Below are 20,189 nucleotides of genomic sequence, written 5' to 3'. Positions count from 1 at the left end.
CTTAGACGCGGTCTGCATAGACGCGGTCGGCATAGGCATCGGTAGTCTCCGTGGCGAAAGCCTGACGCTTTCCGACAAGCTTAGGACGCTCTCCGCCCCCGCTCTACCTTGGTCCGGGAAATTGGCCAAATGACAGGATTTCGGATAACGGGCATGGCTGCGGTAGCGCTTTCCCGGCCATAGGATTTTCACCAGGGCATGGCCCGTCTGGACCCTTCTTCCCTGCTCGATCTGCCCGGTGTTCGGCTTGTGCTGAAAGCTTTGCCCGGCGCGCGCATTGTGGGCGGGGCCGTGCGCGACCTGCTGGCCGGGCGCCCGGTCAGCGATGTCGATGTCGCGACGCCCTTCCTGCCCCAGGCCGTAATTGCAGCGCTGAAAGCGGCGAAGCTACGCGCCATCCCGACCGGCCTCGCCCATGGTACGATCACGGCGCTGGCCGATGGCGGTCAGATCGAAGTCACCACATTGCGCCGGGATGTGGAGACAGACGGCCGCCACGCGGTTGTGGCCTTCACGGATGATTTTGCGGTCGATGCCGCGCGGCGGGATTTTACCATCAACGCCATGTCCCTGGGGCCGGATGGGGAAGTCTTCGATTATTTCGGCGGGGAGGCTGACCTTGCCGCCGGCCGTTTGCGCTTCGTGGGTGACGCGGCGGTGCGGATTGCCGAGGACTACCTCCGCATTCTGCGGTTTTTCCGCTTTCACCTGCGCTACGGGCAGGTGCCGCCGGATGCCGAAACGGCAGCGGCCCTGGCCGCCGCCGCGCCGAAACTGTCGACCTTGTCCGCCGAGCGGTTGTGGTCCGAACTCGCCAAAATTCTGAGCGTTCCGGACCCCAGACCTGGCCTTCATCTTATGGCCGCGCTTGGCGTGCTGCCGGTTCTTTTGCCGGAGGCGACGGCCGATTGGCTGGAACGGCTGGATAGGCTGGCCAAAGGAGAGGCGCCGGCCGAGCCGGTGCTGCGGCTGGCGGCGCTGATCGGTGATCCCGACAGGGCCGATCTGGCCGCGCGGCGGCTGAAACTGTCCAAGGCAGGACGGGAGCAACTCGCCGCCTATCTGGATGGCCCACTGCCAGCTGTGGACGCGGATGATACGGATAGGCGCCGCGCCTTGGCCGATGCGCCGCACGCAGTTCTGCTGCGGCGGTCCTGGCTGCGGCACCTGCCGGGCAATGCCGCGACCCTTTTCCGCTCAAGACTTGCGATGAATGAGCGCCCCGTTTTCCCCCTGCAAGGGCGGGACGGCGTGGCGCTGGGCCTGACGCCCGGCCCGGCGCTGGGCCTGGCTTTGCGGGAGGTCTGCGCCTGGTGGATCGACCGGGGCTGCATCGACGACGCCCAATCCTGCCGCGCCCAATTGGCGAGGGTGGTCGGGCGGCCTCCTTCTTGATACACGCGCGCTGACATGAAAACTCTGCCGACTGACGACTCCACCCGCGCCCTGGTCGCGCGCCTCTGGCGCGAGCATCTGCATATCTACAAGGGACGGCTGGTTGTCGTCGCGATCCTGACGGCGCTGGTCGCCGGTGCCACGGCGCTTTACCCGGCCGTGATCGACCAGGCCTTCACCATGTTCGTGCGCAAGGATCCGCGCATCCTGTATCAGATTCCGATCATCGTGCTGGTCGTCACCGGCTTCAAGGCGGCGGTGCAATACGGCCAGGCGGTTGCGACGCAGAATCTCGTGCTGATCGTCATCCGCGATTTGCAGAATCGCATGTTCGGCCATCTGATGGACAGCGATTTGCAGCGGCTGGAGCGCGAGGCCCCGGCCCAGCTCGCCGCCCGCTTCACGACGGATGCGGCGACGATCCGCGATGCCATGACGCGCGCCGTCAGCGGCGTGTCGGACGTCATGACCGTCGTCGGTCTGGTCGCCTCCATGCTCTATATGGACTGGTTGCTGAGCGTGCTGGCTTTGGCGCTGTATCCGCTGGCCGCCGTGCCGGTGCAGCGCATCGGCAAGCGCGTGCGCCGGGCGTCGGGCAATATGCAGGAGCGCATGGGCGAGACGGCGATGATGCTGAATGAAAGCTTCGCTCAAAGCCGCACGGTGCGTGCCTATCGGCTGGAAGGTATCGAGCGCAAGCGCGCCGATGACGTCTTCGGCCATTTGTATCGCGCGCTGATCCGCATGGTGCGCACGCGTTCGGCGGTCGATCCGGTGCTGGAAGTGCTGGGCGGCGTGACCGTCGCCCTCGTCATCGGTTTCGTCGGCTGGCGGGCTTCGGCCGGTGCCGCGACGCTGGGCAATTTTTCCGGCTTCGTCGCGGCGCTGATGCTGGCCTCCCGCCCGCTGCGCTCGCTGGGGTCTTTGAACGCGGCCGTGCAGGAGGGTCTGGCCGGTCTCGCCCGGTCCTTTCAGGTCATCGACGAGCCGCCGGGGATTACCGACAGCCCGGATGCGAAGCCTTTGCCGGCCGGCCCCGGCGCGCTGCGCTTCACCGATGTCCGCTATACCTATCCGGACGGCCGCGCCGGCCTCACCGGTCTCAGCTTCGAAGCCAAGCCCGGCCAGACGGTGGCGCTCGTCGGGGCCTCCGGCGCCGGCAAGTCCACGGCGCTGGCCCTCATTCCCCGGCTTTATGACGTTCTCTCGGGCGGGATCGAAATCGACGGGGCCGATATCCGCAGCGTCCAGATGGGCAGCCTGCGCGATGCCATCGCCTATGTCGGTCAGGATTCGCTGCTGTTCGACGATACGGTGGCGGCCAATATCGGCATGGGCCGGCCGAACGCGACGGAGGCCGAGATTCTAGCAGCGGCTGAAGCTGCTGCGGCGGCGACCTTTATTCAGGCTTTGCCGGAGGGCGACCGGACGATGGTCGGGCATAGCGGCAACCGACTGTCCGGCGGGCAGCGCCAGCGTGTCTCGCTGGCCCGTGCCTTCCTGCGCAATCCGCGCATCCTGCTGCTGGACGAAGCGACCAGCGCGCTGGACTCCGATAGCGAGGCCGCCGTGCAATCGGCGCTCGCGCATCTGCGCACGGGCCGCACCACCATCATCGTCGCCCACCGCCTTTCCACCGTCCGCAGTGCGGACCTCGTGGTGGTCATGGCCGATGGCCGCGCCGAGGAATGCGGCACCCATGCCGAGTTGATGGAACAGGACGGGATTTACGCGCGCCTGGTGCGCACGCAGGGATTGATGTCATGAGTGAATGGGATTCTGCCATCCGCACGGCGGTCAGCCGCCGTTTCGGGGAGGAAGTGGCTTTCCTCGCCACTCTGGTGCGTCATCCGTCCGACAATCCGCCCGGCGATTGTGCGCCTCATGCGGCGATGACGGCGGATCTGCTGGAGGCGCTGGGGTTTGAGGTTGAGCGTCATCCGGTGCCGCAGGATCTGGTGCGCGGCTGCGGCATGATCTCTGCCACCAATCTCATTATCCGCCACAGTTTCGGTCCCGGCCCGGTCGTGGCACTGAACGCCCATGGCGATGTCGTGGCGCCCGGCGAGGGGTGGAGTTCCGACCCTTACGGCGCCGAGATCAGGGATGGCCGCATGTATGGCCGGGGCGCCGCCGTCTCCAAATCGGATTTCGCGACCTATGCCTTCGCGCTGCTGGCCCTGAAGGATGCGGGCGCAGCGCTTGCCGGCAGCGTGGAATTGCATCTGACCTATGATGAGGAAACCGGCGGGCTGATCGGCCCGGGCTGGATTCTGGAACAGGGCCTGTCCAAGCCTGATTACGCGCTCAGCGCCGGCTTCGCCTATAACGTGACGGTCGCCCATAATGGCTGCCTGCATCTGGATGTGACGGTGCGCGGCAAATCCGCCCATGCGGCCCGGCCGGAAACGGGCCACGACGCGCTGGCGGCGGCGACGCAGATCCTGGCCGCGCTTTACGCCTTTCGCGGTGGGCTGGCCGAGCGCGTCTCGGCGGTGCCGGGTATCGGCCATGCCAATCTGAACGTCGGTCTCATTTCCGGTGGCATCAATACCAATGTCGTGCCGGACAAGGTCAGCTTCCGTATCGACCGCCGCATGATCCCCGAGGAACGGCCGGAAGCGGTGGAGCAGGAGCTGCGCGACCTGATCGCGGCCGCCGCCGCCGGTCTGCCGGGCATTGCCGTCGACGTGACGCAGATCCTAGTGGTGCGGCCGATGGAAAGCCTGCCCGGTCAGGACAAGCTGGTGGCGGCGCTGACCGAGGCCGCCGAAATCGTGCTGGGCGAGACGATCGGGGCCGAAGGCACGCCGATTTATTGCGATGCCAGACTCTATACCGAGCGCGGCATCCCGACCGTGCTGTATGGTGCCGGTCCGCGCACCATGCTGGAAGCGAACGGCCATCGCGCGGATGAGAATCTGGCCATCGCTGATCTCAAGGCCGCGACCGAAACGGTGGCCATCGCCCTGACGCGCCTGCTGTAGGCATAAAAAAGCCCGGCAGCCGATTGGCTGCCGGGCTTTTCTGGCTTGGGCGCCAGATTACATCTTCTGCTGGACGGAGCTTGCTGCCGTCGAGGTGGCGGCACCAGCGCTCGACACGTCCTTGCCGGCACCGTTGACGGTGTTGCAGGCTGACAGGCTCAGGGCCGCGCCGCCCAGCAGCAGGCCGATCATGGCGGCGCGCAGCAGGCTGAAATCGAAACGAATGGCTTTGGTCATCTTGTGGCTCCCATCAAACTCTGATGATCCAGATATGGGATGCGTCACGAATTGTGACAGCGGACCGAGACGATCACGTTTCGGTTAGAGACCGGGTCAGTCCGGATAGGCCGCCGCGACGATTTCTTTCGTGAAAAGGCCGTTGCACCCTTCCAGGGACGTATTCGTCAAGGCGATGGCGCTGATCCCGGATTCGGGATCGACCCAGAAACTGGTGCCATAGACGCCGCCCCAGGCCCAGCTGCCGGCCTTCTGCTTCGTGCCGGATGGCGCGGGGTCCCGCAGATGCGATACGCCCAGGCCGAAACCCCAGCCCGGATCGGTCGGGCCGATGCCGAGGTCCGGTATCGCATCCGCCACAAGCGCAGCGGCGGAAGCCGGTTGCAGGATCGGCGCACCGCCCAGGCGGATGGCTTCCAGGAAGCGCATATAGTCGCTGGCGGTACCCACCATGCCGGCCCCGCCGGAGGGATAGGCACCTGCGTCCGTCGCGCGGGCTGGCGAGAAATAGACCGTGCCGGCCTCCGCCTGCGGCAAAGCGAAAGGCTCGGTCATGCGGCGCGGTTCGCCGCCCGGCGCGGCGGCATCGGCATAGGCCGCCGCCAGCCGTTCAGGCGCAGCTGCGATGAAGGCGCTATCCGTCATGCCGAGCGGCCGGGTGATCCGATCCTGCACGAGAGCGGGCAGCGATTGCCCGCTGGCTTGTTCCAGCACCGCACCCAGCACATCCGTCGCAAGCGAATAGAGCCAAGCGGTGCCGGGCTGGAAATACAGCGGCAATCCGCCGAGGCGCCGCATGTTCTCGGCAAGGCTGATGCCGGAACGGTCGATCCCGTCCGATATGCCGGCCGCGCGATAGGGGCTCTCGCCGGGCTGCAGGAAGCCATAGGCGAGGCCCGCCGTATGGGTCAGCAGATGGCGGATGGTGATTTTCGCCTCGTTCCCATCCAGCGTCTTCGGCCGGAAATCAGGCAGAAAGCGGGTGACCTCGTCCTCGATCGACAGCAGCCCGGCTTCGGCGCAGGCGAGCGTGGTGGCGGAGACGATCGGTTTCGTCATGCTGGCCAGCCGGAAGACGGTATCGGGCCGCATGGGCTGCCCGGCTTCCCGGTCGGCGAAGCCGATGGCCTTGCTATAGAAGGGCCTTCCGTCGCGATGAATCAGCACGGCGGCGCCGACCAGCCGCCGCTCCGCCAAAACGCGGTCGAGCAGGCCGTCGATGGCCTGCGTGACCTTCTCGGTATTGGGCAAGGGCTTATCCTCTCGCGGGGGCGTCAGAAATCGGCGTTCTGGTCATCGGCGAAATCACCGAAACTGTCAGTCAGGGCGATGATCTCGGGTTCGGCGCGGAAGCTTTCCTTCTGGTCTTCCGTCATCAGCCGCCAGGCGACACGGGTCATGTCTTCCAGCGCGATGATCCATTCGTCGTTGCCTGCCATCTCGCCCTGAACGCGCGCAAGGGCGAGATAGCTCTCGATATCCTCTTCGTCGAAATCGCCGGGATCCGGTTTTGCCATGCTGCCGCTCCTATGTTTGCGGGTCTGATGTCGGTGCGTGGAAGCTAAGCGCTCCGTTTATGGGTGCAAGCACGTTTTCGCGAAACTTTTGTCTTGCGTTCCGACAAACGCATTTATATTGTGCGCTGCAACAGCATAGTTCGCTACAACGAATGCCAGGCGTAGCTGAGTAGACATTCTGGTTTCGAGCTGGCGCTGTGCAGCCTTAGCAACAACGGACAAGGAGCTTTTCCATGACGACTTTCACCAATACCCAGACGAAGCCCACCCCCGGCGGCATCAAGGACGCTTTCGATTTCCTGGGCGTCACCAGCTTGTTCCGCGAAATCGGCGCGCTGCGTCAGCGCATGGCCGAGAACCGCGGGGTTCGCACCGAGCAGGCCCAGATGGCTCGTGAACTGGCGACCTATTCCGACGCTGAACTGGGCGAGCTTGGTTTCAGCCGCGCCGACCTGCCGTCCATCGCCGCAGGCACCTATCGCCGCTAAGACCAGAGACTAAACCGAGGCGACCTTTCGGGGTCGTGTCCCTTGTCCGGGTTGCGGTTTTCGAGCGGGCGGCTAGCGCCGCCTCGCTCGATCCGCCGGGGCGAGATGTCGTTGAGGAAGCGACGTAAAAGAATTTCCGCGACCGGATGACGATGCGATCGATCCTGTCTAGGCTGGAAAGCCTGGAAGACAGGAGACGAGTTTGGCCAAAGCCCGCATGCATCTTGGTTTCGACTTCTCCTATTCGCATATCGGCGGCCGCTGGCGGATGCCCGGCGCCTGGCCCGGCCGCACCTTCCCTGACGTGGAACTGTTCGAGGATATCGCCCGCATTGCCGAGCGCGGTTGCCTGGACATGGTCTTTTCCGGGGACGGCACCGGCATCCCGGATACCTGGGAAGGGAAGCCCGACGCCGCCATCGAATGGGGCATTTCCTGGCCGCGCCAGGACTTGAACCCGATCATGGTCGCGATGTCGCGCGTGACCCGGCATCTGGGCTTCGGCCTGACCTATTCCTCTACCTTCATGCATCCCTATTACATGGCGCGGCTGATGAATTCGCTGGACCATGTGACGGGCGGGCGCATCGCCATGAACCTCGTTACCTCCACCCGCAAATCGGATGCCGCCAATTTCGGCTTCGACGAGTTGATGGAGCATAACAGCCGCTATGAGCGGATGGAGGAATTCGTCGATGTCTGCCGCAAGCTGTGGGACAGCGCCGAGCCTGACTGCATGGTTTGGGATTTTGAGACCGGCCGGGTGACGGACCCGGCCAAGGTCCATCACGTCAAGCACGACGGCAAATTCTTCAAGGTCGAAGGCGCGCTGAACACGCCGCCGTCGCCGCAGGGGCGGCCGGTCGTTATCCAGGCCGGCGGGTCGCCGCGCGGCGTGCGGGCTTCCGCCTATGTCGCGGATTATATCTTCGGGCCGGATATGGCGCTTAGCCGCCAGGTCAAGCATCGTGCCGCGCTGGATCAGGCGCTGACCGATCTGGGGCGTGATCCGTCCAAAGTCGGCGTGCTGTGGCAGACGCCGATCGTTGTGGCCGATACGGAACGGGAGGCGATGGCGCAGCGCGACCGGCTGCTGACCTCCATTCCGCCAGAGGCCGTCGGCGTCTTTTTGTCCTATAATAACGGCTATGATTTCTCGACCCTGCCGGAGCGCTTTACGCTCGGCGACTTGCAGAAGGAAATCGTGGCGGCGAATGCCTCGCCCATCGGCTTTGTCTATGAACTTGGGCTGGAACTGGGCGAGAATACCGAAATCACCCGCAAGGACTTCTTCGAGCATGGCGTGAAGAACGCCACTGCCTGGGACAAGACGATTGCCGGGTCCACCACGCAGATGGCCGATCTTCTGGAAGAGCATTTCGAGGCGACGGGCAGCCGGGGCGGTTTCATGCTGGGCCATACCGTCTCTGTGCCGCTCGATCTTGTCCGCATCGTCGATCTTCTGGTGCCGGAATTGCAGCGCCGTGGGCGCTTCCGCACGGAATACAAAGGCAAAACGCTACGCGACACTCTGAGCGAGGACTGAGCATGAGCGCTGATCAGGTCTATACCTTTAGCTGCATCGACGGCCATACCTGCGGCAATCCCGTCCGCCTTGTCTCCGGCGGTGGGCCGCTGTTGCAGGGTGCGACCATGAGCGAGCGGCGGCAGGATTTCATTGCGCGGCATGACTGGGTGCGCCGCGCCCTGATGTTCGAGCCGCGCGGCCATGACATGATGAGCGGCTCCATCCTTTATCCGCCGACGCGGGCGGATTGCGACATCGGCATTCTGTTCATTGAGACATCGGGCTGTCTGCCGATGTGCGGTCATGGCACCATCGGCACGGTGACGATGGCGATTGAAAACGGGCTGGCGATGCCGCGCAAGGAAGGCACGCTGGCGCTGGATGCGCCGGCCGGCCGGGTGGTGGCTGAATACAAGCGCAATGGCCGTTTCGTGGACAGCGTGCGCATCCATAATATTCCGTCCTATCTCGCGGCCGAAGGCGTTGTCATCAACCTGCCGGGCATGGGCGAGCTTGCAGTGGATATCGCCTATGGCGGCAATTTCTACGCCATCATCGACCCGCAAAAGAATTTTTCCGGGCTCGAATCGATCTCGGCCGGTGACGTTTTGCGCTTCAGCCCTATCGTGCGCGAATTGATCAATCAGGCGATCGACGTCGTGCATCCCGAGGATGCGACCATTCGCGGCATCCGCCATGTGCAATGGACGGGCGCGCCGCGTGACCCGCGCGCCCATGGCCGCAATGCCGTTTTTTACGGAGAGAAGGCGATTGACCGGTCACCCTGCGGCACCGGCACCTCGGCGCGTATGGCGCAGCTTGCGGGCAAGGGCAAGCTGCGCGTGGGCGATGATTTCGTGCATGAAAGCATCATCGGTAGCCTGTTCGACGGGCGGGTAGAAAGTGCCGCGACGGTCGGCAATTTTGCTGCCATCCGCCCGAGCATTTCCGGCTGGGCGAGGATGCACGGGATCAACACGATCTTCGTCGATCCGCGTGATCCGTTCATGCATGGGTTTACGGTGGCTTAAGGGGGGGCGCTGAAGAAAGGTTTTTTTGAGCGAATTTTTTTAAATAGTAAAATTTTACAATAGACAATTTGCATCATTTCAAATCGGGATGATTTGTTGGAATGCTGTTCATGCAAAAATAAATATTTCGTATTTTCATTGTATAAGAAAGAAAGCGCTCATCATAGCTAGAGCGCATTTGTGTCTAAATCGTATTTTCCTTCGCCCATAATCGGATCGCTTGAATTATCGAGATTTGCAGCTGCTGCAGTCGTCGTTCTATCGCATCAGTGTAATCTTATTGTTTATCTGATAGGGCAGCATGGCGGAGCAACAAAGTCATGCTGTGACATTGCCGGAGCCGCTGCGGTCGTATGGTTTTTTGTGCTGAGCGGATTTGTCTTGGTCCTTGCTCATGGCAGCGAGCAAGCTAACTTTTTTAATTTTGTTCAATTCGTGTGGAAGCGACTTGTTCGCATCTATCCTTTGTATCTGCTGGCATTGGCAGTTCCCTGCATATACTTGTTTCGAGGGCAGAGCTGGCCAGTCATTTGGCAATATACTAAGCTTGAATTTAGTCTTCTTCCTTTTAGTCCACCCTTTGAATATGTTGTTCAAGCATGGACTTTGCGATACGAAGTCGCGTTTTACATCATCCTAAGCTTATCCTTTATTCCCTACATTGGGCGTCCCTTCGTTGCCATATGGGTTGGTGCTGTTATGTGGCATCTTTTTCCCGGCCTAATTGCCATGGCGCAGCCACACTTCGTCGTTTCGAGGGAGAATGGAGCGTATGTTCATTTCTTTGCGCCACTTGATCTGTATTTTATGTCGGGATGTGTCGCGGCTTGGATGTTCAGAAGGTTCATATTCAACAATATTGTGAGTGCAGGCTTTCTTCTGGTCGGAATCTTATCCGTGGGTGCGCAGTTTTCTGGGATGCGCTGGAACCTACAATCTGGTGCGGCAGGGCAAGGCCTGACATTTGGCATCGCGTTGGCCGCAATGATAATGGGGTTGGCCGGACTAGAGCGATCAGGGGGACTCCCGATGCCTGGATGGAGCCGCTATGTTGGTCAGCTCTCTTATCCCCTGTATATTTTGCATGTTTCAATTATGCTTTTGATCAATGAACTTTGGCCGCTCCGCAATTTATCGTATTTGGAGATGGCGTTGCGGTTGCTTTTGATATGCTTTGGATCGCTAGTGACGGCTATGGTGGCGGAGCGGCTACTAGATCGCCCCATTCAGCAAGCGAGTAAAAAAATCTTGTCCTTTATAGCCACCATGACGGTGGAAGTGCCGACAGTCGTGACGTCACGAAGTTCGGTAGGAAAAGTCTGACAGAGGTGAATATCGGGTGCTGCTTTGCGCCGCGTTCTGCTTTGCCTTGCGTCGCCAAAGCACCTCACCGTATTGGTGGCGTTGGCCTGAAGTCTGTCAGGTTTTGATTGAACCATCGTTATTCCCGCGCAAGCGGGAAGCTTTTGACTAAGGCGCCGTCACGAGGAGAAGATGCCCGCCTGCGCGGGCATGACGGCTGACGGTAATGCTAACGAAGCCTGACAAATTCTAAATTGGGCGGTTCGGTCAAAGCCAGTGCCTTAACCTCCCGCGTCACACTTCGCGGCACGTCCAACCTTCGGTTGACGAAACCCTTGCCGCCGCCTCTATACCGACAGGGCGCGAAACCCCGCCGCATGGCGACCAAGGACTCGTTTTCAGCCGATGAGCCTCTCCGACCTGTTTCTGATCGCGAGCGGCATCTGCTTCCTCGGCTGCCTGCTTCTGGCCAGCGCGGGCGCCGCCCGGCGCTCGGCGACCCTGCTCTGGTGGGGCGTCGGCTATGGAATCGGCGGCTTCGGCATGGGCGCGGTCGCCGCCGCCTATATCTACCATAAACTTGCCTTCGCCGCCGTGGGGTCGGGCCTGGTGCTGTCGGCCTATAGCCTGCTTTGGATCGGCACCGGCGCGCTGTCGAAGCTGCGGCCGGCCCGCTATTGGGTCATTCCGCTTGGCCTGGTCTGGGCGGTGCTTGCGCAAATCCCGCCGCTTGCGGGCAGCGAAACGCTGCGGATGATCACCTTCGGGCCGCTGGTCGCGGGCGTGCTGCTGGCCTTGGCCTGGGATGCCTATCGGCTGCCCGGCCGCTTCGCGGCGCGCCTGCCGCTGGCCGCGCTGGCCGGCATGCATGTTGTCTTCTCCGTCGTGCGGTCGGTGGCGCTGATGGTGGATGCCACGCCCGCCGCACACCGGGCCTGGCTGTTCGCGACCCCGGTGGAGGCGATCTTCTATCTGTTCTCCGACGCTTTCCTGATCATCAATCTGGTGCGGTCTGTGCAGGAAGGCGCGCTGGCCCAGGAAGCCTATACCGATTTCCTGACAGGCGTCCTCAACCGCCGGCGCTTCACCCATTGCGCGGAGGAGACCCTCAGGCGCGGACCCTGCACGCTGCTCATGCTCGACCTCGATTATTTCAAACAGGTCAATGACCGGTTCGGCCATGCGGCAGGGGATGCCGTCTTGCAGGCCGTGGGCGAGGTCTGCCGGCAGGAAGTGCCGCAGGCCGATCTGGTCGGCCGCCTGGGGGGCGATGAATTCGCCATTCTGCTGACCGGGACAGCGGATCGTGCGCAGGCCATCGCCGAGCGCATCAGCGCCGCTTTTGCGCAGAAAAGCGAGGCTATGGGCTGGCCCACCGGCATCAGCATCGGTCTGGCGCGCAGCGCCGATACGCGGACGACGCTCGCGGACCTGACCGCCCAGGCAGATGCCCAGCTTTATGACGCCAAAGCCAGGCGGCCGACGCTGGAGCGCCGTGCCGGCGCGGCGGCGGGCTAGGCCGCTTCCGTCAAAGCTTCGATGAGCAGCGCCAAAGCCGCTTCGCCGAAGGCGCGCATATTGGCAACGCGGTCGCCCGACCCCGTTTCGATGGTGATGACCTTCGACACCGGACCGGTGACGGCAATGCAGCAATGGCCGGCGGCGTCGCCATAGCGATTGCCGCTGGGTCCGGTGGCGCCCGTCTCGCCGATACCCCAGACCGCATCCAGCCGCCCACGCACGGTATCGGCCAGCAGGATCGCGTAGGGTTCGGTGGACGCCCGCTCGATCGGTGCGGGGAGAGGCTGTGGCAAGTCCAGCAATCCCTGCCGCGCCTGCGCCGTATAGATGACGCTGCCGCCGCGAAAATAGGCGCTGGCGCCGCCGATGGAGAGCAGAGCGGCCGAGATCAGCCCGCCCGAGGAGGATTCGGCCACGCCGATGGTCTCGCCACGGGCTTTCAACAGCGCGCCGGCACGTTCGGCGAGGGGGATCATTGTCTGCAAGGGCTTATCTCCGTCTCCGCCCCAGTCGAAACCGGGGCGGAGCAGAGGTCAAGCCGCCGCCGCACCGCCCAGATAGGCCGCCTGCACCCGCCGGTCCTGCGCCAGCGTGGCGGCATCGCCTTCCAGCATGATGCCGCCATTCTCCAAAACATAGGCGCGGTCGGCGATTTTCAGCGTCTGCCGCGCGTTCTGCTCCACCAGCAGAATGCCCATGCCCTGATCCCGCAGGCGCTTGATGATGGCGAAGATGGACCGCACCACCAGCGGCGCCAGACCCATGGACGGCTCATCCAGCACCAGAAGTTTGGGTTGCAGGATCAGCGCGCGGGCGATGGCCACCATCTGCTGCTCCCCGCCCGAGAGCGTGCCGGCCAGTTGCAGCCGCCGCTCCAGCAGGCGCGGAAACAGAACATACATGGCGTCGATGCGGCGCTTCAGCTCGGCCTGCTGGTTGCGGATGAGATAGCCGCCGAGCTTGAGATTTTCCTCGACCGTCAGCGGGGCAAACAGCCGCCGACGCTCCGGCACATGAGCGAGGCCAAGGGCGGCGATCTTGTGGGCAGGCAGGTTGGTGATGGCCTGCCCGTCCAGCATCACCTTGCCGCCGCGCGCGGGTTCCAGACCAGAAAGGGTGCGCAGGGTGGTGGTTTTGCCGGCGCCATTGCTGCCCAGCAGGGCCACGATTTCCCCTGTGCCCACGGTCAGGCCAATGCCGTGCAGCACTTCGACCTTGCCGTAACCCACTTGCAGGCCTTCGACATTCAGCAGCGTCATGCCACGGCTCCTTCGCTGACGGCGGCGAGGCTGTCCTCGTCTTCATCCTCGCCCGCGCCGAGATAGGCTTCGATGACGCGGGGATTGGACTGCACCTCGGACGGCGAGCCGGAGGCGATGACCTGTCCACGATCCATGACGATGACGCGGTCCGACACGCCCATCACCAGCAGCATGTCATGCTCGATCAGCAGCACGGTGGTGCCGAGGTCGCGAATGCGGCGGATGAGGCCCATCAGGGACTGTTTTTCGGTCGGATTCATGCCGGCGGCCGGCTCGTCCAGCAGCAGCAGTTGCGGCTGGCCGGCGAGTGCGCGCGCGATTTCCAGCCGGCGCTGATCGCCATAGGGCAGATCCCCGGCGCGCAGACCTGCCTGTGCCGTCAGGCCCACGAATTCCAGCCAGTTGCGCCCGGCGGCATGATGCAGATGCGTCTCCCGCCGCGCATAGGACAAAGCCAGCATTTCGGACGCGAGGGAGACATGGAAGCGGTGATCCATGCCGACCAGCACATTCTCGAAGACCGTCAGATTGTCGAAAAGCCGGATGCCCTGGAAGGTGCGGGCGAGGCCGCGCGCCACGACCTTATGCGGGGCGAGCTTGGCGAGCGGTTTGCCGTTCCAGATGATGGCGCCGGCGCTGGGGGGAATAACACCGGTCAGGCAGTTGAAGACCGTGGTTTTGCCGGCGCCGTTCGGCCCGATGATGCTGAGGATTTCGCCGCGATGGACGGTGAAGTTGACGTTGGAAACGGCTTTCAGCCCACCGAAGACGCGGCTGACGTCGCGCGCTTCCAGCAGCACATCGGGCTCGCCTGCCGTTGTTTCGGCAATCTGCTCGGCAACCTCGGCATGGGGCGTGGCATGGGCGTCCTCCGCCGAGGGCGGCGCGATATGGCGCAGCCGCGCCGGCCAAAGACCCTGCGGCCGTACCAGCATGAGCAGGATAAGGGCGATCGCGAAGACGAATTCCCGCCACAGATTGAGGAAGCGCAGCGCCTCCGGCAGGCCGGCGATGATGATGGCGCCGAGCAGAACGCCGGGAATGCTGCCGCGTCCGCCCAGCACCACAATGATCAGAATGCTGACGGATTGGGCATAGGTGAAGGAACTGGGATCGATCGTGCCGAAACGTGCCGCGAACAGGCTGCCGCCAAGGCCGCCGATGAGCGCGCCGATGACATAGGCCAGCATCTTGACGCGCAGCGTCGGCACGCCGACGGCCTCCGCCGCATTCTCGTCCTCGCGCAGGCTGGTCCAGGCGCGGCCAAGGCGCGACCGGCCGAGGCGGATCACCAAAATGAGCACGCAAACCAGAAAGACGAGCCCGAGCGCATAGACCGATTTCGGCGATGTCAGGTCATGCCCCAGCAGATTGGCGGGGTTGATGCCGTAGATGCCGTTGGGGCCGCCGGTGATATCGAGATTGGTCGCGATGATGCGCACGATTTCGCCGAAGCCGAGCGTAACGATGGCCAGATAATCGCTGCGCAGCCGGAGCGTCGGGTAGCCGATGATGATGCCCGAAATGCCGGCGAACAGCAGGGAGAAGGGGATCGTCTCCCAGAAGTTGAAGTTGAGCAGCGTTTCCAGCAGCGCCGTCGTATAGGCGCCGATGGCAAAAAAAGCGGCGTAGCCGAGGTCGAGCAGGCCGGCATAGCCCACGACGATGTTCAGCCCCAGGGCGAGGATGCCGTAGGTGACGATGGTGAGCGCCACATCGACGATATAGTTGTGACAGAAGAAGGGAAGAATCGCGGCGACCGCAAGGGCGACGATTCCGGCGGCGGAGATGGGGCGGTTGAGAAGTCCCTGCATCGTCACATGCGCTCCACGACACGCTCACCGAAGAGGCCGGTGGGTTTGATGACGAGCGTGCCGATCAGCACGAGGAAGACGATGACGTCGGTCCAGCGGGAAGAGATATAGCCGGCGCTGAAGGCTTCCAGCAGGCCGATGAGCAGGCCGCCGGCCATGGCGCCGGGGATATTGCCGATGCCGCCGAGGACGGCGGCCGTGAAGGCGCGCAGGCCGACGACGAAGCCCATGAAGAAGTTGATTTCCGTATAATACAGCCCCTCCATCACCCCGGCGACGGCAGCGAGTGACGAGCCGAGGAAGAAGGTGATCTGAATGACGCGCTCGACATTGATGCCCATCAGCCGCGCGGCGTCGCGGTCGACGGCGAGCGCCCGCATGGCGGTGCCGATGAAGGTGTGATGCACGAACAGATAAAGGCCGCCCATGAGCAGGAAGCTCAGGACGATGATGCCGACCTGGATATTGGTGATATGGGCACCACCGAGCATGAACCCTTCCGATCCGATCAGATGCGGATAGGTGTTGAAGCCTGCACCGAAGATGAGCAGCACGCCGTTTTCGAGGGCGATTGAGACGCCGAGCGCGGTGATCAGGATCGACAACGGCGGTGCCGACAGCAGTGGCTGGTACGCGAAACGCTCGATCACGACGCCGATGCCGCCGGTCAGAAGCATGGCCAGGATCAAGGCCAGCAAAAGGCCGATGCCCCAGGGCATGTGGCTGGCGGCGACCGCCGTCAGCACGGTCCAGCCGATGAAGGCGCCGACCATGAAGATATCGCCATGGGCGAAATTGATCAGCCGGACGATGCCGTAGACCATCGTATAGCCAAGCGCCACGAGGGCGTAGAAAGAGCCGGTCGTTAATCCGGCGACCACGAGTTGGATGAATTCGCTCATGAGCGTCTAGTCCCGACCGGCTGCATCATCTGTGTCTTACTGCACCGGAACCCACTGACCGGCCGGGGTCTGTTTCACGTAAGGCGCCCAGGCCTCGTCCTTGACGATAACGGTGATGTAAGACGCGACCGCACGGTCACCGACGCTGTTGAAGGTGATATTGCCGGTCAGGCCCGGATAGTCCGTCACTTTGTGCAGAGCCGCGATGAGGGTCGCCGGATCGGTGGAGCCGGCGCTCTTGATCGTCTTGGCGGCAATTTCCACCGCGTCATATTCATAGACGGAATAAGGGCCGGGCGCGGTATTGTAGGCCTTCGTGAAATTCGTCACGAAATCCTTGGCGCCGGTCAGGAATTGCGGCAGCGGGGCGCAGGTGGCCATCCAGCCGTTGGCGGCCATGCCGGCGGTCTTGATCAGCGTCGGGTCGTCTGTCGCATCGCCGCCCATCAGCTTGGGCGCGAGGTGCAGCGCCGCCGCTTCCTTGGCCATCAGGCCGGCTTCGGCGAAATAGCCGGTATAGTCGATCACATCCGGGCCAAGCGAGGCGACATGGCTCAGCACCGCCGAATAGTCCATCTGACCCGGGGTGACGGCATCGTAATAGACGACATCGATGCCGAGTTTCTTCAGGCCGGCGACGGTATTGTCTGCCAGGCCCTTGGAATAGACGGTGTTGTCGTCGATGACGGCAACTTTCTTCGCTTTCAGGTAGTTGGCCATGAAGGCGGCGGCGAAGGGGCCCTGCTGGTCATCGCGGCCGATGGTGCGGAAGACGTTGTTGAAGCCAAGCTGGGTCAGTTTCGGATTGGTTGAGGCATCCAGGATATAGGGGATGCCGGCGCGGTGCAGCGCGGTGAGTTCGGGCAGGGCGGCGCCGGAGCAATAGCCGCCCGCGACAGCGGCCACACCGGCATCGACCAGTTTCTGGGCCGCCTGCACGCCCTGCTGCGCGTCACAGGCATCATCCTCGCCGAGAATTTCGATCTGCTTGCCGAGCACGCCGCCCGAAGCATTGATATCGGCGGCTGCAAGCTTCGCGGCGTTGAGGACATCGACGCCGGCGCTGGCATAGGGGCCGGACAAGGGAACCGGCACACCGATCTTGATTGTGTCGGCAAAAGCGGCCGCGCCCCCGAGTGTCATCAGAAGGGGCAATCCGGCGTAGAGGATCGGCTTGATCATGCAATTCTCCGACAGCTTGGCTGGTGATAGGGAATGAGCAGACAGCACGTTCAAACGGCGCGATTGTCTCGCGCAGTTGATTTGGCTGATGCAAATCCCAGGCCAAATTGTCGGGGCTGATATGAGAACCGCGCAGTGCGTCTTATCGGCCGCAGCCACCTGGCGCCCCCCTGTATAGGCAATCAATCTATAATTTTTATGAAAAAGATATTTTTTATCTCTTGGACGAATGAGTAACGACAGGCCTATGTCTTGCCGGCTGCTCTCGGGTCAGGAGGCCAATATGCCGCATCAGACGCCGTCGGGTTTGACCGGCATCATCCGCGATTTCACGCCCAATTGGTTCACCGTGACCATGGGCACCGGCATTACCGCGCTCGCCCTGAACCAGTTGCCCTTCGCGCAGAACCTGCTGCATCCGCTGGCAATCTGCCTCTGGCTTTTCAACATCCTGCTCTTCGTGAGTTTCAGCCTGCTGTACGCGGCCCGCTGGACGATGTTCTTCCATGAGGCGCGACGGATTTTCAGCCATTCCGTCATGTCGATGTTTTTCGGTGCCATTCCGATGGGGCTGGCGACCATCATCAACGGGTTTCTGGCTTTCGGCCTTCCCTGGTTCGGGTCGGCGGCGGTCGGGATCGCGACCGGCCTGTGGTGGATCGATGCCGCGATGGCCGTTGTCTGCGGCATCGCCATCCCGTTCCTCATGATCACGCGTCATGAGCACAGCCTGGACAAGATGACGGCGGTCTGGCTGCTGCCGATCGTCGCGGCGGAGGTGGCCGCCGCCAGCGCCGGGCAATTGCTGCCGCATCTGGCGGGCGGGCAGATGGAACTGACGATCCTCGCCCTCGGCTACGCGCTTTGGGCTTTTTCGGTGCCCCTGGCGCTCAGCCTGCTGGTGATCCTGTTCCTGCGCCTGGTGCTGCATAAGCTGCCGCATCGCGACATGGCGGCTTCGGGCTGTCTGGCCTTGGGACCGATCGGCACCGGCGCGCTGTCTCTGCTTCTGTTGGGCGCGGCGGCCCCCCATGCTTTCGCGACCATCGGCCTGGCCGATATCGGGCATGTCGCCAAGGGCATCGGCATCGTCGGCGGCCTGGCATTTTGGGGTTATGGGGTCTGGTGGTTCCTGCTCGCGGTGCTGACGACCGCACGCTACCTGCGGCAGGACGGCATGCCCTTTAACCTGGGCTGGTGGGGTTTCACCTTTCCCCTTGGCGTCTATAGCCTCGCCACCCTGGCGCTCGCGCATCAGACGGGACTGGTCTTTTTCTCCGTCATCGGCTGTGGATTGGTTCTGATGCTGGTCGCGCTTTGGGCGCTGATCGCCGCCCGAACGGCAATGGGCGCCGTGCAGCGCAAGCTGTTCGTTTCGCCCTGCCGGGTGCGCGGGGCGATCCCGTCGGACTTCATGGCCGACGAGGTCTGAACCGCGCCGGCCCTATTTACTGAAGGCCGGCCGCGACGCCGCTCAGCCAGGGGCGGTCCAGGATGACGACCTCGGCATTGGAGGGGGTTGTGATCCGCTTCTCGGCCTTGAAGCGGCTGAAGGTACGGCTGACGGTTTCGATGGTGAGGCCGAGATAGTCCGCGATTTCGCTGCGCGTCATCGGCAGGGCGACGCTGTCCGTCGGTCCCGCACAGGGCATGGCGGTTTCCAGTCGATTGACCAGAAAGCTTGCGACGCGCTCCCGCGCCGTCTTGCGGCCAAGAAGAAGCATCTGTTCCTGAGCGGCAACGAGCTCATTGCAGGCGGTTTGCAGAAGCCGCTCTTCCAATGCCGGAAAATCGTGCAACAGTTCACGCAGCTTGGGGCGCGAGAAACGGCAGACGCGCGTCGGTTCGATCGCTTCCGCGCTGAAAGCGTAAGTATTGGAAACGGCGAGGCCCAGAAAATGCCCGGCACCGGCGAAGCCCGTGACCTGCTGGCGTCCATCGGGCAGAAGTTTATAAAGCTTCACGGTTCCGCGCGTGACATTGAAGAAATCACTCGCGGAATCGCCTTCCTCGATGAAGGTTTCGCCCTTGGCAATGTCGCGCACGATCGCGGTGGCTGCCAATCTGCCAAGATCCTTGTCATCGATGGCGCTGCAAACGCTATAGCCGCGCGCGGCACAGGACGAGCAGGGATCATGCTCATGCTGAGGCAAAAGAAGAATCGATCGGGGACGATGCATATTGTCCACCTTAAACATATATGACCTAGCCGTGAACCTACGCTTAGGAACGGTGCAGAAGCAAATATGCCGCGCGCCTGCGCCAGTCTGGCCAGCATCCAAAAATGTCATGGCTCCTTGATCCAGGTCAAATGCTTTGCGCGGGCAACCGCTAACCTGTTCCGATGAATTCACGTATGCGAAATGACGTGGTGGTGGAAGCGATCACGGCTGGGGATATCCGGCCGCTATACCCGCTTGTCATGGCCACGGAACCCGGATTGCTATGGTCGCAGTGGGATCGTTACGCAAAACGTTTGGTGCGTGGTGGTCCGCGCGCCAAGGAAGGGATCGTGGTCGCGCGCCGTCGCGGTCATCTCATGCCTTGCGGGGCTGTCTGCTACCGGCTGGATCGCGATCTGCGCCACGGCCTGATGCTGACGGCCGAACATTTCGTCGCCGTCGACCTGCTGTATCCGCAAGCGGTTCTGGCTGCTTTGGCAGCGGCCTTGGATGACATTGCCGATCGTTTCGGCTGCGCCGCCATTCGCTCCGTCCTGCATGACCGTGATGTGACGGTCGCCGAAAACTTGAGCATCGTCGGCCATAGTCGCGACGGGTTGACGCTGACCAAGCATCGCCTCTGATCCGATATCTGCCCTTCTGAAAGCAAAACACCCGCGCCGTGATAGCGCGGGTGTTTTGCTTTGGGACAGAAAGCGGCCCGGTGACGGGCCGCAGGCAGAAGACCTCAGGGATATTTCCGGCGCACGATGCGCCAGGCGATGAGGTAAAGGCACAGGTAGATTCCGGGAATGACGAGGATGAATCCCTCGAGCGTATCGGCCATCATGGCTGATCTCC

Annotated in this window: 19 protein-coding genes; 10 read left to right on the top strand and 9 right to left on the bottom strand. The window is 62.7% G+C overall.

The window, feature by feature from the left end; all coding sequences use genetic code 11:
- Positions 1-198: 198 nt before the first annotated feature.
- Genes ASILVAE211_RS07945 through ASILVAE211_RS07935 form a run of 3 tightly spaced genes read left to right on the top strand, consistent with a single transcriptional unit; the run spans position 199 to position 4,382 of the window.
- Positions 199-1,395, top strand: coding sequence for a CCA tRNA nucleotidyltransferase (locus ASILVAE211_RS07945; protein ID WP_227320741.1), 1,197 nt, complete (start codon positions 199-201; stop codon positions 1,393-1,395).
- Between the two features lie 15 nt (positions 1,396-1,410).
- Positions 1,411-3,162: an ABC transporter ATP-binding protein gene (locus ASILVAE211_RS07940; protein WP_227320740.1), complete on the top strand. Its 1,752-nt coding sequence runs from the start codon at positions 1,411-1,413 to the stop codon at positions 3,160-3,162.
- Entirely contained in the window at positions 3,159-4,382 is a 1,224-nt protein-coding gene (locus tag ASILVAE211_RS07935) for an ArgE/DapE family deacylase (protein WP_227320739.1), read from the top strand. The genes ASILVAE211_RS07940 and ASILVAE211_RS07935 overlap by 4 nt, the downstream gene beginning before the upstream one ends.
- Positions 4,383-4,439: 57 nt before the next feature.
- Here the strand turns inward: ASILVAE211_RS07935 and ASILVAE211_RS07930 are convergent, their stop codons facing one another.
- From ASILVAE211_RS07930 to ASILVAE211_RS07920, 3 genes are all read right to left on the bottom strand, one after another.
- Entirely contained in the window at positions 4,440-4,619 is a 180-nt protein-coding gene (locus ASILVAE211_RS07930) for an entericidin (RefSeq protein ID WP_319799542.1), read from the bottom strand.
- Between the two features lie 96 nt (positions 4,620-4,715).
- Positions 4,716-5,870, bottom strand: a complete 1,155-nt coding sequence (locus ASILVAE211_RS07925) for a serine hydrolase domain-containing protein (protein ID WP_227320738.1) — start codon at positions 5,868-5,870, stop codon at positions 4,716-4,718.
- 23 nt (positions 5,871-5,893) lie between these two features.
- A complete protein-coding gene (locus tag ASILVAE211_RS07920; protein ID WP_227320737.1) occupies positions 5,894-6,136 on the bottom strand; it encodes a hypothetical protein in 243 nt (80 codons plus the stop codon).
- Positions 6,137-6,369: 233 nt separating this feature from the next.
- Between ASILVAE211_RS07920 and ASILVAE211_RS07915 the strand changes: the two genes are divergently transcribed.
- The 5 genes from ASILVAE211_RS07915 to ASILVAE211_RS07895 all read left to right on the top strand — a co-directional run bounded on the left by ASILVAE211_RS07915 (position 6,370) and on the right by ASILVAE211_RS07895 (position 12,003).
- The gene (locus ASILVAE211_RS07915) at positions 6,370-6,624 is read left to right on the top strand and encodes a DUF1127 domain-containing protein (RefSeq protein ID WP_227320736.1); all 255 of its coding nucleotides are present in this window, start codon (positions 6,370-6,372) and stop codon (positions 6,622-6,624) included.
- Positions 6,625-6,826: 202 nt separating this feature from the next.
- On the top strand, positions 6,827-8,170 hold the full coding sequence (locus ASILVAE211_RS07910; RefSeq protein WP_227320735.1) for an NtaA/DmoA family FMN-dependent monooxygenase: 1,344 nt from the start codon (positions 6,827-6,829) through the stop codon (positions 8,168-8,170).
- Between the two features lie 2 nt (positions 8,171-8,172).
- A complete protein-coding gene (locus ASILVAE211_RS07905) occupies positions 8,173-9,183 on the top strand; it encodes a 4-hydroxyproline epimerase (protein WP_227320734.1) in 1,011 nt (336 codons plus the stop codon).
- A gap of 180 nt (positions 9,184-9,363) precedes the next feature.
- Positions 9,364-10,506 (top strand): acyltransferase family protein, encoded by a 1,143-nt coding sequence (locus ASILVAE211_RS07900; RefSeq protein WP_227320733.1) that lies wholly within the window; start codon positions 9,364-9,366, stop codon positions 10,504-10,506.
- Between the two features lie 384 nt (positions 10,507-10,890).
- On the top strand, positions 10,891-12,003 hold the full coding sequence (locus ASILVAE211_RS07895) for a GGDEF domain-containing protein (RefSeq protein WP_227320732.1): 1,113 nt from the start codon (positions 10,891-10,893) through the stop codon (positions 12,001-12,003).
- Here the strand turns inward: ASILVAE211_RS07895 and ASILVAE211_RS07890 are convergent.
- Genes ASILVAE211_RS07890 through ASILVAE211_RS07870 form a run of 5 tightly spaced genes read right to left on the bottom strand, consistent with a single transcriptional unit; the run spans position 12,000 to position 17,166 of the window.
- Positions 12,000-12,482 carry a CinA family protein gene (locus ASILVAE211_RS07890; protein WP_227320779.1) on the bottom strand — a complete coding sequence of 161 codons (483 nt, stop codon included), beginning with the start codon at positions 12,480-12,482 and terminating at the stop codon, positions 12,000-12,002. The two genes, ASILVAE211_RS07895 and ASILVAE211_RS07890, sit on opposite strands and share 4 nt — an antisense overlap.
- Before the next feature lie 57 nt (positions 12,483-12,539).
- The gene (locus tag ASILVAE211_RS07885) at positions 12,540-13,265 is read right to left on the bottom strand and encodes an ABC transporter ATP-binding protein (RefSeq protein ID WP_264478729.1); all 726 of its coding nucleotides are present in this window, start codon (positions 13,263-13,265) and stop codon (positions 12,540-12,542) included.
- Positions 13,262-15,082: a branched-chain amino acid ABC transporter ATP-binding protein/permease gene (locus ASILVAE211_RS07880; RefSeq protein WP_227320777.1), complete on the bottom strand. Its 1,821-nt coding sequence runs from the start codon at positions 15,080-15,082 to the stop codon at positions 13,262-13,264. Before ASILVAE211_RS07880 ends, ASILVAE211_RS07885 begins: the two co-directional genes overlap by 4 nt.
- Positions 15,083-15,084: 2 nt before the next feature.
- Positions 15,085-15,984 (bottom strand): branched-chain amino acid ABC transporter permease, encoded by a 900-nt coding sequence (locus tag ASILVAE211_RS07875; RefSeq protein WP_227320731.1) that lies wholly within the window; start codon positions 15,982-15,984, stop codon positions 15,085-15,087.
- Between the two features lie 36 nt (positions 15,985-16,020).
- Complete coding sequence (locus tag ASILVAE211_RS07870; protein WP_227320730.1) at positions 16,021-17,166, bottom strand: branched-chain amino acid ABC transporter substrate-binding protein; 1,146 nt, start codon at positions 17,164-17,166, stop codon at positions 16,021-16,023.
- 283 nt (positions 17,167-17,449) lie between these two features.
- Between ASILVAE211_RS07870 and ASILVAE211_RS07865 the strand changes: the two genes are divergently transcribed.
- Entirely contained in the window at positions 17,450-18,598 is a 1,149-nt protein-coding gene (locus ASILVAE211_RS07865) for a TDT family transporter (protein ID WP_227320729.1), read from the top strand.
- A gap of 16 nt (positions 18,599-18,614) precedes the next feature.
- Here ASILVAE211_RS07865 and ASILVAE211_RS07860 read toward each other — a convergent pair whose 3' ends face one another.
- On the bottom strand, positions 18,615-19,229 hold the full coding sequence (locus ASILVAE211_RS07860; RefSeq protein WP_227320728.1) for a Crp/Fnr family transcriptional regulator: 615 nt from the start codon (positions 19,227-19,229) through the stop codon (positions 18,615-18,617).
- A 293-nt stretch (positions 19,230-19,522) separates the two neighbouring features.
- Between ASILVAE211_RS07860 and ASILVAE211_RS07855 the strand changes: the two genes are divergently transcribed.
- The gene (locus tag ASILVAE211_RS07855; protein WP_227320727.1) at positions 19,523-19,972 is read left to right on the top strand and encodes a hypothetical protein; all 450 of its coding nucleotides are present in this window, start codon (positions 19,523-19,525) and stop codon (positions 19,970-19,972) included.
- Positions 19,973-20,189 lie beyond the last annotated feature (217 nt).

The sequence above is a fragment of the Acidisoma silvae genome (genome assembly GCF_020618775.1).
Taxonomy (GTDB): Bacteria; Pseudomonadota; Alphaproteobacteria; order Acetobacterales; family Acetobacteraceae; genus Acidisoma; species Acidisoma silvae.
This window is presented reverse-complemented; position numbering and strand designations above follow the sequence as displayed.